Below are 13,862 nucleotides of genomic sequence, written 5' to 3' on the forward strand. Positions count from 1 at the left end.
CGCTGCCGGAATTGAAAATGGCGCGCCGCTTTTGGCCGCGCGCCTTTACCTCTCCGGGAATGATCCCGGCGCGCGGGCCCCTTTCGGGGCCCTTGCCATATCGCGCGGTCTTTACTCCGGCAGAACCCGCACCGCGCCCTTGTCGGCGGACGAGGCGAATTGCGCATAGACCTTGAGCGCGGTCGAGACCTGACGCTGACGCTTCTGCTCGGGCTTCCAACCTTTCGCATCCTGCTCGGCCCGGCGCGTGGCCATCTCGGCCTCGGACACGGCGAGATGGATGGTGCGGGCGGGAATGTCGATCTCGATCCGGTCGCCGTCGCGCACCAGACCGATGGCACCGCCTGCCGCCGCTTCCGGCGAGACATGGCCGATCGAGAGGCCCGAAGTGCCGCCCGAGAAACGCCCGTCGGTCAGCAGCGCACAGGCTTTGCCCAGACCTTTCGATTTCAGATAGGAGGTCGGGTAGAGCATTTCCTGCATCCCCGGCCCACCCTTCGGCCCTTCATAGCGGATGACGACCACGTCGCCCGCCTCGACCTTGCCGGTCAGAATGGCCGACACCGCCGCATCCTGGCTTTCATAGACCTTGGCGCGCCCCGAGAAGACCAGGATCGACTCGTCCACGCCCGCGGTTTTCACCACGCAACCGTCGAGCGCGATATTGCCTTTCAGCACCGCCAGACCGCCGTCTTTGGTAAAGGCGTGCTCGACCGAGCGGATCACGCCATTTTCGCGGTCGGTGTCGAGGCTCGGCCAGAGCGAGCTCTGGCTGAAAGCGACCTGCGTCGGCACGCCACCGGGCGCGGCAAGGAAGAGGTCGCGCGCGGTGGTGTCATTCGAGCGGCCGATGTCCCATTGGTCGATCGCCGCGCCAAGGGTCGGCGCGTGAACGGTCGTGCAGCTGCGGTCCAAAAGCCCGCCGCGATCCAGCTCGCCCAGAATCGACATGATGCCGCCGGCGCGATGCACATCTTCCATATGCACATCGGCCTTGTTCGGCGCGACCTTGCACAGGCACGGCACCTTGCGCGACAGCGCGTCGATGTCGTCCATATCGAAGGAAATCCCGCCCTCTTGTGCGGCGGCAAGGATGTGCAGAACCGTATTGGTCGAGCCGCCCATCGCGATATCCAGCGCCATCGCATTGTTGAAGGCGGCCTTGTTCATCACATTGCGCGGCAGAACCGAGGCGTCTTCGCCTTCGTAATAGCGTTTGGCCAACTCGACCGAGCGGCGGCCTGCCTCGAGGAACAGGGCCTTGCGCGCGGAATGGGTGGCGAGCGTCGAGCCGTTGCCCGGCAGCGACATGCCAAGCGCTTCGGTCAGGCAGTTCATCGAGTTCGCGGTGAACATGCCCGAGCAGGAACCGCAGGTCGGGCAAGCCGCCTGTTCGATCGCCAGAACATCCTCGTCCGAGATCTTGTCATCGGCGGCGGCAACCATCGCGTCCACAAGGTCCATCGCCACGGTGCGGCCGTCGCCAAGCGTGACCTTGCCCGCTTCCATCGGCCCGCCCGAGACGAAAATCGACGGGATGTTCAGGCGCATGGCGGCCATCAGCATGCCGGGGGTGATCTTGTCGCAGTTCGAGATGCAGACCATCGCATCGGCGCAATGGGCATTGACCATATATTCGACCGAATCCGCGATCAGCTCGCGCGAGGGCAGCGAATAGAGCATCCCGTCATGGCCCATCGCAATCCCGTCATCGACGGCGATGGTGTTGAATTCCTTGGCGATCCCGCCCGCAGCCTCGACCTCGCGCGCGACGAGCTGGCCCAGATCCTTGAGGTGGACGTGGCCGGGCACGAATTGCGTGAAGCTGTTGACGATGGCGATGATCGGCTTGCCGAAATCCTCATCCTTGACCCCGGTCGCGCGCCAGAGCCCCCGAGCGCCTGCCATATTGCGGCCGTGGGTGGTTGTGCGGGAACGATAAGCGGGCATGGGCTGAACCTCTCGGAATGGCGTGCGCAACAGGTTCTGGGGAGTCGCGCGGGGAATTGCAACACCGCATGACCACGAGAATACGTGATCTTCGGCGATTCTTGAAACATTCAATCCAAAAGGATGACCGCGACGTAAGAATCCGTCGCAAAAGCCGAAGGGAAAGCCCCTTGGGCCGATTTACGGCCTAGGGGGCGGCCTCGGTTCCGGACTCGGCGCTGGGATCGCCCTTGGGTTCGGTCAGGCCAAGATGATCGGCAAAGGTCGCGCCGTCATAGGCCTTGCGGAACAGCCCCTCTTCGGCAAGCCGCGGGATCAGCGCATCGAGCGCGAGATGCATCGACTGGACCGAGCCGCCCGAGGCGATGACAAAGCCGTCGATCGCGCCCGCCTCGGACCAGCGTCGGATTTCGGCCACCGCATCCTCGACCGTGCCGATCACATGCCAATGCGCCGCCGAAAGCACCTCGGGGCGCTCAAGCAGCGCGGCAAGGCTGAGCTCCTGACGCGAGATCACGCGACGCAACAGCTCGGCATGGGTGCGGCTTTTCGGATTGGCCTGTTCGGGCAGATCGGCCAGCGTCACCACGCGCTCATCGGGCCATGCCGAGAAATCGACCCCGAGCCAGTCGCGCAATTGCGCGATCCGGCTGGCGCGGTCGACGCGCAGATGAACGGCGCGGAAGAGCTCTTCGGCCTCGGCGCGGGTCGGCGCGAGGTAAAGCCCCAGCCCGGGCAGCAACCGGATCGCATCGGGGTCGCGGCCATGGGCCTCGGCCCGGGCGCGCAGATCCCGACGCAAAGCCTGCGCCGCCTCGATATCCGGAGTGGGCGCAAAGACCATATCGACCGCACCGGCGGCGAAATCGCGCCCCGAGCTCGAGGCTCCGGCCTGCATCAGCGGAATGCGCGGCCCCGGACGGGCGGGCAGGTTGAGCGGGCCCTTCACGCGGAAATGCGGGCCTTCATGGTCGATCGGGCGGATCAGCGCGGTATCGGCATAGCGCCCGGCCTCGCGGTCCATCAGCACCGCCTCGGCGGGGAAACTGTCCCAAAGCTTCAGCACGACCTCGGTGAATTCGGCAGCGCGGGCATAGCGGTCCTCGGATTTCGGCAGATCCTCCATGCCGAAATTCTCTTGGCCCTGCATCGCGGTCACCACGTTCCAGCCCGCGCGGCCATTGCTGAGCCAATGCAGCGACATCATCTGACGCGCGACGATATAGGGCTGCTGCAACATCGTCGAAATCGTCGTGACCAGCCCGATATGCGAGGTTTCACGCGCGATCGAGGCCATGAGCAGCGTGCTGTCGAGACTGGTGAAGCCGAAGGATTGCTCGAGCATCCCCAGAGGCAGTGACAAGGTGTCCGGGCGGAAGACGAAATCGAGATGCACCGCCTCGGCCCGGCGCGCGATGTCGAGCGCGAAATCGCTGGAAAACAGCCCTTCGATATTGCTGTCGGGGCGCCGCCAGCCCTCGCCGCGCAACCATGTGGGGGCGAGGGCCATACCGATGCAAAGCGTCCTGCGGGGGGCCATATGTCTGTCCTTGTCTGGCAATGGACCGGCACGCCATCGCGCCGGTCCGGCTGGGGTCTTTTCGCGCTTCTTGCGGGTCTGATCTTAGAACGTGCCGCGCAGCCCAAGGCCGATCATCCGGGGCGAGGTCATCGAGGCCTCGATCCCGCCGATCCCGCGGTTGTTCTGCTTCGAGACCGCCGCGCGCTCGTTGAAGAGGTTGTTCACATAGCCATAAAGCTCGACGCCGTTGCGGACCTTGTAGCTCGCATGAACATCCGCAATCGTATAGCCGTCAACCGCATAGATCGCGGTATTGGCGGTGTCCGAATAATAGCCATCGACATGGCGGACCTGACCGCCGAGCTGGAAGCGGTCATTCACATCCCAATTCGCGCCAAGCGCCAGCGTAAAGCCGGGCGAGCGGGCGAATTCATTGCCCTGAAGCGCGGCATTCGAGCTGATTTCGGAAATCCGCGTCTTGAGCGCCCCGGCACTGGCGCGCAGCATCAAAGCCTCGGTCACCTGATAATCCGCCGAGACCTCGAACCCATAGGATTTCGCCTTTTCGGCGTTGATCGTATAGGATTGGTAATTGCCCGGAGAGATCTCGACCGGAATGTTATACTGGGCGTTGCGGAAATCCATGTAGAAGAGGTTTCCGGTCAAAAACAGCCGGTCCTCCATCAGGCTCGCGCGGGTAAAAAGCTCGTAGTTCCAGATCGATTCTTCCTTGAACTCGCCCCATTGCCCGGTGGTGAAGTTCAGCGAGACCCCGCCCGGGTTATAGCCCCGGCTGACCATCGCGCCCAAGGTCCAGTCCGGCGTCGCATCATAGGCGAGCGACAGTTTCGGCAGCAGCTTGCTGTAGGTCGTGTCGAAATCAACCGAGACCGCGCTCATCGACGAGGTGCCCTTGCGGCGGATCTGATCCTCTTGATAGCGCAGCCCGCCGCTCAGCGTCCATTGCTCGGCCAGCCGCCAATTCGCCTCGGCAAAGATGCCAAGATTGGTCTTGCGGTCATCGAAATTCGAGCGATTGCCGAAACGGCCCGCCAGTTGCAGCTCTTCATCCTGATGGGTGCGGGCGTAATAGATCCCGGCGACAGCGCTGAATTGGTCCTCGGGCAGGCCATAGGTCAGCCGCGTCTCGTTCGAGGCATTGCGCGTATCGACATAGGCGTCGCCGCCATCGACGATCCCGGTGTGACGGGCAACCGCGCTTTTCGAATATTGGCTCTGGCTGGTGATCTTGAAGCCATTCCCCATGTCATAGCCGATATCGAGAATGCCGGTATTGGTGCGCTGATCCCAGCTCGGCATGGTGTTCGAGCGATGCTCAAGCTTGTCGAAAGGCTCGGCCGCCGCCTCATAGGTCGGGCGGTTCGACGCGTTATGCGCATAGGTCAGCTTGACCTCGAGCCCGGTGATTTCCTTGGGCGTCCACAGCAGTTTCAGCCGCGCATTCTTGGACAGGAAATCCTGATCCGTGCCGTTTTGCAGGAAGGCGGGATGGGTGTATTTGATGAAGGTGTCGCGCGCCGAATAATCCAGCGCCACCCGCGCCGCGAGATCTTCGGCAATCGGCCCCGACCACATCAGCGAGGCGCGGCGCTGGTTGTAGCTGCCCGCCTCGAGCTGATAGCCCGCCTCGGGCGTGAAGCTCGGATCCTTGGTGCGCACCATGATCGCGCCCGCGATTGCATTGGCCCCTTGCGAGGTGGTTTGCGGCCCGCGAAACACCTCGACGCTTTCGACATCCCAAGTCGTGGTGCCGCTGAAAAACGCCTCGTTATAGCTGAGATAATGGCCGTCGAGGTTGATCGTCGCGCGCGGCACGGTGCCGCCGAAAAACGCGGTCGCGCCGTTATGCGGCCCCTGCGCGTCGATGCCGCGAATGATCGGCAGGCTGACGTTGTCGGGATAGATCACATTGGCCGTGCCCTGAACGACCTCGGTGATGCTGCCCTTGCCCTGCTTTTCCTGCTCGATCTCGCCCGCACCGATGACGGTGACCGAGGTCGGCGTCTCCTTGAGATCGCGGGTCAGGTTCTCGCCGGTGATGACGACGGTCTCAAGCGTGATCGTATCGGCATCCTGCGCCAAGGCAGGCCCGGCCGCCAGAGCGGTGCAAAGGGCCAGAAGACTGACCCCGGTGATCGGCGCAATTTGGTGATGTGATGGCATGATGTCCCCGGAAGCTTTCTGTCGAGCGGCGCTGGCTGGGGAGAGTTCCGGGCTGGCGGTTGATCTGTCATTCCGAATTGCATGACGCATTCCGCATGTCAACATGACTCGCCATCGCAACACTCGAGACCACGCTCTGGCTTTTCACGCCGGGCGAGCTATGAAGGACATCCGCCAGGCGCCCACCCTCAGACGGCCGCCCAGATTGAGGAGCCCCAGATGGACGAATTCGAACTCTTCCCCGATGAGGGCGCCGATGCAGGCGGCGCGCGGCGCTCGAGCACGATCCAGTCGGTCTCGGTTGCGGCGGGTTTTCTCAATATCCTTGCGCGCGCAGGCACCGATCTGCCGCTGGCCGAGCTGGCGCGGCGCTCCGGCGCGGGCCGCTCGACCGCGCATCGCTATATGCAAAGCCTCGTGAAAGAGGGGCTGGCACGGCAGGACCCCGAAACCGGCCATTACGATCTGGGTGCGGCGGCGCTGAGCATCGGGCTGAGCGCGCTCAAGCGGATCGAGCCGGTCGAAATCGCCGCCCGCGCCATGAAAGAGCTGACGCGCAGCCACCCCATGGGCGGCGGCGTCGCGGTCTGGACCGAACGCGGCCCGGTGCTGGTGCGCTGGTATAAAAGTCCGTATTTCGCGCTCAATCCGGTCTCGCTCGGCGATATCCTCCCGGTCGACAACAGCGCCTGCGGGTTGGTGTTTCAGGCCTTCCTGCCACAGCCCGCCATCGACATGGCGCGCGGCTTTCAGCCCGCCGCCTTTCGCGGCAGCATCGCCCAGGCGGCAAGGCTGGACGAGATCCGGCGCGATCACTGGATCGAGCTGACCAGCCATCTGCTGGCCGGCGTGACCGGGCAGGCCGCGCCGGTTTTTGACGCGCAGGGCGAACTTGCCTGCGTCATCACCACCATCGCCGACTTCACCCGCCCGCATGAGCCGGAGGAGCGACGCGCGCTTTATGATATCGCGCTGCGCCTGCGCGCCGAGATCGCGCGACCTGCGGAAAACCCGGCCTAAACCGACCACTTAACCCGCCTGCGCCAGCCCGGCCTGCTGCCCCGCGCGCGTCCGGTCGCGCCCCCGCGGCACGACCATCGGCGTGCCCGCCACCGGATCGGGCAGGACCAGCGCCGCAAGGCCGAAGACCTCTTCGACCAGCGCAGGCGTCATCACCGCCTCGGGCGCGCCTTCGGCCAGAATTCGACCCTCTTTCATCGCCACCAGCCGCGTCGCATAGCGGCAGGCCTGATTGAGATCATGCAGCACCGCGACCACGGTCCGGCCCTCGGCATGAAGATCGGCAAGCAGCTCCATCAGCTCGATCTGATGGGCGATGTCGAGAAAAGTGGTCGGCTCGTCGAGCAGCAGGATCGGCGTGTCCTGCGCCAGAACCATCGCGATCCAGACCCGCTGGCGCTGCCCGCCCGAGAGCTCGGAAACCGGACGCTCGGCGAAATCCGCAACCCCGGTCGCCGCCATGGCGGAGGCAACCGCTGCGGCATCCTCGGGCGACCATTGCCGCAAAAACCGCTGATGAGGGAAGCGCCCACGCGCCACCAGATCGGCGACGGTGATGCCGTCGGGCGCGGTCGCGCTTTGCGGCAAAAGCCCCAGACGACGCGCCACCTCACGCGCCGGAAAGGTGTGAATGTCGCACCCATCCAGCACCACGCGCCCCGCGACCGGCGGCAAAAGTCGCGCCAAGGCGCGCAGCAGGGTCGACTTGCCGCAGGCATTCGGCCCGACGATCACGGTGAAGCCGCCATCGGCGATCGCCAGACGCAGCCCGCGCGAAATCTCACGCGATTCGTAGCTGAGGGTAACGTCTTCGGCGCAAAGTCGGTCGGTCATGGCGATCTCCGGTATTGGCTCTTTGTATTGCATCGCGGGATGTGTTCTGCAATATGGCGTCAGCCACGCACTATCCGTGCCAGCCGATCTCATCTCTCGCCCACAGGGCGACGCAAGACAGGAGCGGTGACATGGCGCAATCCGACACGGAAACCGGCACGACCGGCGGCAAAGTTCTGAGCGAGAGGGACCATATGGGCGGGCTCGAAAGCGTCACGCTGCGGGTCGAGCGCATCGCGCGCCCCGTGCCCTCGGTCGCCCGCGTCATCGGCATTATCGAGACCCAGACCCCCGCGATCTGGGCCGCCGTCAATGTCGCGATCCGCATCGAGCTGGAGCCCGGCTCCGGACCGCGCCCGGTCTCGCGCGTTTATACCCTGCGCAGCTTCGACCCCGAAACCCGGCGCACCGAGATCGACTTCGTGCTGCATGACGACGACACGCCCGCGATGCGCTGGCTGAACGCGGCCGGGCCGGGAACCGAGGTGATGATCACCGGCCCGCGCCCCCATGCGGGCACGTTCCAGCGCCCCGGCCATCCCTCGGCGGTCTTCGCCGATGAAACCGCCGTTCCGGCTTTGGTCACCATCCTTGCGGCCTGGCCCAAGGACGCGCCGGGGCTGGTCGTGGTCGAGAGCGCCGACCGCGCCGCTTTCGACGAGCTGGTGATCCCGGCAGGAGTCGAGGCCCGGCTGATCCTGCGCGCCCCGGACGAGCCCGCAGGCGCAAGCGGCCATCTGATCCGCGCGGCAAAAGCGCTCGATCCGGCGCAAGACTGGACGATCTGGGCAGCGGGCGAGCGCGTCGAAATGCGCGAGATCCGCAGCCATTTCCTCGCCGCCGGGATCGCGCGCGGCCATCTCTTTGTCGAGGGCTATTGGAAACGCGGCACCAGCAGCACCGACATCGACCGCGCGCGTCTGGCCCATTACGAGGCTCTGGTCGCGGCGGGCAAGGGGCTCGCCGAATTCGAGGATTCGGAGCTCGCGCTCTGACATGGCCCGCGCGTTTTCCCTGACCGGCCTTGCGCTTTTTGCCGCGCTTTGTCTTGGCCTGCCCGCGCAGGCCGAGGAGGGCTGGCCGCGCAGCCTCCCCGATGAGCTCGGCACGGTTGAGCTGGCCGCGCCCCCTCAGCGTATCGTCTCGACCGCGCCCAGCCTGACCGGCATCCTGCTCGCGATGGAGGTGCCGCTGACCGCCTCGACCGCGACCACGCGCAGCTATCTGACGGATGACAAAGGATTTTTCACGCAATGGGCCGAGGTCGCCGATGCGCGCGGCGTCACGGTGCTCTACCCCAATCTGCAATTCGACCTCGAGGCGCTCATTCTGGCCGAGCCGGATCTGGTCGTGGCCTCGACCACCGGCGCGGACAGCATCACCGCCTATCTGCCCGCCCTGCGCGAGCAGGATCTGACGGTGATCTCGCTCAATTATGCCAAGCACAGCTGGCAGGATCTGGCGCGCCTTCTGGGCCGCGCCACCGGCCATGAGGCCGGGGCCGAGGCGGCGATCCGGCGCTTTGGCGATCAGATCTCCGAACTGGCGGCGGGCATGGCCGTGCCGCCGGGCAAGGTCACCATTGTCGGCTATAATCTCGGCGGCAGCTATTCGATTGGGCGACCGGAAAGCCCCCATGCCCATGTGTTGGAAGGTCTGGGCTTTCGCGTCGTGGGCCTGCCCGCCGATCGCCGGGCCGAGGTCTCGCGCTCGACCGATTTCGATTTCGTCTCGCATGAGAACCTGCCCGGCGCGATCACCGGCGAGACGGTTTTCCTGATGAGCGCCGATGACAACGCCGTCACGGCCTTTCTCGCCGATCCGGTTTTGGCCAACCTGCCCGCAGTGCGCGCGGGCCGGGTCTATGCGCTGGGGCCGTCGTCCTTTCGCATCGATTATTATTCCGGGCTCGAACTCGCCCACCGGGTCGCGCCGCATTTCGCGAAATGACCTCATCCGCCGCCGCCCCCTCCCCCGGTTCCCGCTCAAGGTCCGGCGCAAATCTCGCGCGGCGGCGGCGGCGCGGCGTCGCCTTGGGGCTTTTCGCGCTGCTGGTGCTGGGCTTTCTCGGCCTTGCCACCGGCTCGCGTCCGATCCCGCCCGGAACGGCGCTCGCCGCGCTCTTTCACCACGACCCGAGCAATGACCTGCATCTGATCGTCTCGGTTCTGCGCATCCCGCGCACGCTTCTGGCGATGCTTGTCGGCGCCGCGCTTGGCCTTGCCGGAGCCCTCATGCAGGCCGCGACCCGCAATCCTTTGGCCGAGCCCGGCCTTCTGGGGATCAGCGCGGGTGCCTCGGTCGCGGTCATTCTGGCCATCGCCGCCTTTCAGCTACATAACATGGCCGGCTACGTCTGGTTCGGGATGCTGGGCGCGGGGCTGGCCGGAGCGGCGGTCTTTCTGCTCGGGCGCGCGCATCTCTCGGGCACCGATCCGGTGCGGCTGGTGCTGGCGGGGGCCGGGATCTCGGTGGTTCTGGGCGCGGTGACCGGGCTTGTCATTATGAACGCGCCGCTCTCGGTGCTCGACAATTTCCGCAACTGGGCCGCCGGATCGGTCGAGGGCCGCGACATGGGCGCGGTCGCGGTCATGGCCGTGGCGCTTGCCTGCGGCGGCGGGCTCGCGCTCGCGTTGGCGGGGCCGCTCAATGCTTTGGCCTTGGGCCAAGAGCTTGGCCAGACGCTGGGAGTGCGGCCCGCGCGGATCTGGGCGCTGACCTGTTTGGCGGTGATGGTGCTGGCCGGTCCGGCCACAGCGGCGGCGGGTCCGATCGGCTTTATCGGTCTGGTCGCACCCCATCTTGCCCGCATGGCCGGAGGCCCGGATTATCGCTGGATCCTGCCGCTATCCGCGCTGTTTGCCGCGAGCCTGCTTCTGGGCGCGGATGTGATCGGGCGCGTGCTCGCGCCGCCCTCGGAAATCGCCGCCGGGATCATCGCCACGCTGATCGGCGGGCCGTTCTTTGTCTGGACGGTGCGCAAATTCCGGCTGGCGCGGCTATGAGCGCCGCGCCCCTGCGCGTGCTGCGCCTTGGCCCGCTCTCGCTCTTGTGGCGACCGCGCGCGGTGTTGGTTGGGCTCGCGCTCTGCGGCGCGGTGCTGGTCCTTGCGCTGCTGCTTCTGGGGACCGGCACGCTGAAGCTCTCGCCGCCCGAGGTCATCGCGGCGCTGACCGGCCACTCCGAGGACGCGACCGCGCGGCGCATGGTCCAGCGCATCCGCCTGCCCCGATTGCTGACCGGCGCGCTGGTCGGCATGGCGCTTGGCATGGCGGGGGCGGTCTTTCAGTCGATCTCGCGCAATCCGCTTGGCTCGCCCGATCTGATCGGCTTCACGACCGGGGCCGCGACCGGCGCCATCGTCCAGATCATCCTGTTCAACGCGGGCCCGTTCGAGACCGCCTTGGCCGCCGCCTTGTCCGGGATCGTGGTGGCGGCGCTGGTGCTTGCGCTGTCGCGCCGGGGGCGGGGCCGGGGCCGGGGTGGCGGGCGCGGAGACAGCGGCGGCAGCTATCTGCTGGTCCTCGTCGGCATCGGCATCGGCGCGATCCTGTCGGGGGTGAACTCGGTTCTGCTGGTCATGGGCGACCTCGATCAGGCCGCCGTGGCGCAGCAATGGCTCTCTGGCTCGCTCAACACCCGCAGCTGGGCCCATGTCTGGCCGCTGGCGCTGGGATTGGGGCTGATCGCGCCGGTGGTGATCTGGCACGCGCGGCGGCTGTCGGCGCTGGAAATGGGCGATGACATGGCGCGTCAGCTGGGCATCCCGGCCGAGCGGCTGCGCATGACCATGGTGCTGGCCGCTGTCGGGCTGACCTCGCTGGCGACCGCCGCCGCCGGACCGATCGCCTTCATCGCGCTGGCCGCGCCGCAACTGGCCCGCCGCCTGACCCGCGCGCCCGAGGTGCCGGTGATCCTCGCCGCGCTGATGGGAGCCGCGCTCTTGATGGCGGCCGATCTTCTGAGCCAGCGCCTGCCGCTGCGGCTGAACCTGCCGATTGGGTTGATGACCGGCTTTCTCGGCGGGCTTTACCTGATCTTTACCCTGATGCGCGGCAGATCGCGCTAGATCCCACACCTGCGCCCAACGGGGCGACCCTCGCAAACCGAAATCGGCGCCAAACATTTGAAATCACGAGTTGGGGGGAGGGCTTCTTGCAAAAACATAGTTTTTCGATCAACAATCCTGCGAACCGGACGAAGCCCAACCCCGCCCCACGCCAGCACCGAGATCGCGTTGCAACATATATCGCCCAACAGTGAGGTCCGACCCCTGAGAGCGCCACGGGTTCGGGGCATCTGCCGACCTCTGGACGGCGCGTCGTGAGCTCTCCCGATGACTTGCCGCTTGAGGTATCCGCCGCGCCAATCAGATCACTTTGGCCCGTCGCCCCCTTGATGAAAAGGACCGCCGCATGACGCTCTTTCCCCGCGCGGGCTTCTGCTTCGATGTGTCGCGATGACGGGCGCGCCGCTGTCGTCGTTCTGCATGATTTCAGCATGGCGGCGCGCTCTTGCGACCGTGTCGTCGCGCTGATGACTTTCAAGCCGCCGTTGCGTATCCACGACTTGCCCCTGCATGTCGCTGCGCATGACGGCCCTATATTCGCGCTTCCGCGCTAAGACCCCAAGAAGGACCCTCCCCGCATGTTGCGCAAGTTCATGGCCTATTACAAACCGCACCGACGGCTCTTCTGGCTCGATTTCGGTTCGGCGGTGCTTTCGGGGCTTCTGGAGCTGTCCTTCCCGCTGGCGATCACGCTCTTCATCGACCATCTGCTGCCCTTGGGCGATTGGTCGCTGACCATTGCCGCCGCCATCGGCCTTTTGCTGATCTATGCCTTCAACACCATCCTGATGGGGATCGTGATCTATTGGGGCCATATGCTTGGCATCGAAATCGAGACCGAGATGCGCGCCCGCGCCTTCTCGCATCTGACGCGGCTGTCCTGGCGCTGGTATGACCGGGCGCGCACCGGCAAGCTGGTGGCGCGCGTGACCCGCGACCTTGAAGAGATCGGCGAGGTCGCCCACCACGGGCCAGAGGATCTCTTCATCGCGATCATGACCTTCGTGGGCGCGCTGGTCCTGATGATCATGCTGCACCCGACGCTGGCGCTGGTCACGGCGGCCATCGTGCCGCTGACGATCTGGCTGGTGGTGATTTACGGCGCGCGCATGACCAACACCTGGCGCCAGATCTATTCTCGGGTCGGCAATTTCAACGTCCGTCTGGAAGAGGCGATTGGCGGCATCCGCGTGGTGCAGGCCTTCGCCAATGAAAAGCACGAGGAAAAGCTGTTCGAGCGCGACAACCGCGCCTATCGCGCGACCAAGCTCGACGCCTATCGGATCATGGCCGTGTCCAGCGCGATCCATTACATGGGGCTGCGCTTCGTTCAGGTCGTGGTCATGGTGGTCGGTGCGGGCTTTGTCTTGCAAGGCACGCTGACCACCGGCGCTTTCGTGGGCTTCCTGCTGCTGGTCGGGGTCTTCTTCCGCCCGCTCGAAAAGATCGCGGCGGTGCTGGAAACCTATCCGCGCGGCATCGCGGGCTTCCGGCGCTATCTTGAGCTGCTGGAAACCGAGCCCGAGATTGCCGACAGCGCCGACGCCCGCCCCGCTCCGGCGCTGCGCGGACAGATCGCGTTCGAGCAGGTCTCCTTCGGCTATGACCTCGAGCGCCCGGTGCTGCGCGATATCTCGCTGGAGGTGCAGGCCGGGGAAACCGTGGCCTTCGTCGGCCCCTCGGGCGCGGGCAAGACCACGCTTCTGGCGCTGGTGCCGCGCTTTTACGAACCCGATGGCGGGCGCATCACCATCGACGGGCTGCCTCTGGACAAGATGACGCTCGATTCCCTGCGCAGCCAGATCGGCATTGTCAGTCAGGATGTCTTCCTCTTCGGCTCGACCCTGCGCGACAACATCGCCTATGGCCGCCTCGGCGCGAGCGATGACGAGATCCTCGCCGCCGCCGCCAAGGCTCAGTTGGCGACGCTGATCGAGACCCTGCCGGAAGGGCTCGACACTTTGGTCGGCGAGCGTGGCGTGATGCTCTCGGGCGGGCAGAAGCAGCGCGTGGCGATTGCCCGCGCCTTCCTTAAAAACCCGCCGATCCTGATTTTGGACGAGGCGACCTCGGCGCTCGACCGCGAAACCGAGCGCGAGATTCAGGCCGCGCTCGAGGCTTTGGCGGTCGGACGCACGACGCTGGTCATCGCGCACCGCCTGACCACGATCCGCAACGCCGACCGCATCGTCGTGATGGAGAATGGCCAGATGCGCGAAGCGGGCGCCCATCACGAACTGATCTCGCAAGGTGGCCTTTACGCAAGGCTTGCAAGCTGATGCA

Annotated in this window: 10 protein-coding genes; 6 read left to right on the forward strand and 4 right to left on the reverse strand. The window is 65.7% G+C overall.

Annotation, left to right across the window (positions count from 1 at the left end; genetic code table 11):
• Positions 1-111 precede the first annotated feature (111 nt).
• The 3 genes from ilvD to JCM7686_RS16940 all read right to left on the reverse strand — a co-directional run bounded on the left by ilvD (position 112) and on the right by JCM7686_RS16940 (position 5,656).
• Positions 112-1,950 carry a dihydroxy-acid dehydratase gene (gene ilvD / locus JCM7686_RS16930; protein WP_020952019.1) on the reverse strand — a complete coding sequence of 613 codons (1,839 nt, stop codon included), beginning with the start codon at positions 1,948-1,950 and terminating at the stop codon, positions 112-114.
• Between the two features lie 187 nt (positions 1,951-2,137).
• On the reverse strand, positions 2,138-3,490 hold the full coding sequence (locus tag JCM7686_RS16935) for an NtaA/DmoA family FMN-dependent monooxygenase (RefSeq protein WP_020952020.1): 1,353 nt from the start codon (positions 3,488-3,490) through the stop codon (positions 2,138-2,140).
• Between the two features lie 84 nt (positions 3,491-3,574).
• Entirely contained in the window at positions 3,575-5,656 is a 2,082-nt protein-coding gene (locus JCM7686_RS16940; protein WP_020952021.1) for a TonB-dependent receptor, read from the reverse strand.
• Positions 5,657-5,875: 219 nt separating this feature from the next.
• Between JCM7686_RS16940 and JCM7686_RS16945 the strand changes: the two genes are divergently transcribed.
• Complete coding sequence (locus JCM7686_RS16945) at positions 5,876-6,676, forward strand: IclR family transcriptional regulator (RefSeq protein WP_020952022.1); 801 nt, start codon at positions 5,876-5,878, stop codon at positions 6,674-6,676.
• Positions 6,677-6,685: 9 nt separating this feature from the next.
• Here the strand turns inward: JCM7686_RS16945 and JCM7686_RS16950 are convergent, their stop codons facing one another.
• On the reverse strand, positions 6,686-7,510 hold the full coding sequence (locus tag JCM7686_RS16950) for an ABC transporter ATP-binding protein (protein WP_020952023.1): 825 nt from the start codon (positions 7,508-7,510) through the stop codon (positions 6,686-6,688).
• 131 nt (positions 7,511-7,641) lie between these two features.
• On the opposite strand from JCM7686_RS16950, the gene JCM7686_RS16955 reads away from it, so the two are divergent.
• The 5 genes from JCM7686_RS16955 to JCM7686_RS16975 all read left to right on the forward strand — a co-directional run bounded on the left by JCM7686_RS16955 (position 7,642) and on the right by JCM7686_RS16975 (position 13,858).
• Positions 7,642-8,505, forward strand: coding sequence for a siderophore-interacting protein (locus JCM7686_RS16955; protein WP_020952024.1), 864 nt, complete (start codon positions 7,642-7,644; stop codon positions 8,503-8,505).
• Position 8,506: 1 nt separating this feature from the next.
• Positions 8,507-9,460 (forward strand): Fe2+-enterobactin ABC transporter substrate-binding protein, encoded by a 954-nt coding sequence (gene fepB / locus JCM7686_RS16960; RefSeq protein ID WP_020952025.1) that lies wholly within the window; start codon positions 8,507-8,509, stop codon positions 9,458-9,460.
• 83 nt (positions 9,461-9,543) lie between these two features.
• Positions 9,544-10,515, forward strand: a complete 972-nt coding sequence (locus JCM7686_RS16965) for a FecCD family ABC transporter permease (RefSeq protein ID WP_041527433.1) — start codon at positions 9,544-9,546, stop codon at positions 10,513-10,515.
• Positions 10,512-11,579 carry a FecCD family ABC transporter permease gene (locus tag JCM7686_RS16970; RefSeq protein ID WP_020952027.1) on the forward strand — a complete coding sequence of 356 codons (1,068 nt, stop codon included), beginning with the start codon at positions 10,512-10,514 and terminating at the stop codon, positions 11,577-11,579. Before JCM7686_RS16965 ends, JCM7686_RS16970 begins: the two co-directional genes overlap by 4 nt.
• A gap of 578 nt (positions 11,580-12,157) precedes the next feature.
• Positions 12,158-13,858 (forward strand): ABC transporter ATP-binding protein, encoded by a 1,701-nt coding sequence (locus JCM7686_RS16975; protein ID WP_020952028.1) that lies wholly within the window; start codon positions 12,158-12,160, stop codon positions 13,856-13,858.
• The last annotated feature ends 4 nt before the right edge of the window (positions 13,859-13,862 follow it).

The organism is Paracoccus aminophilus JCM 7686, from assembly GCF_000444995.1.
GTDB lineage: Bacteria > Pseudomonadota > Alphaproteobacteria > Rhodobacterales > Rhodobacteraceae > Paracoccus > Paracoccus aminophilus.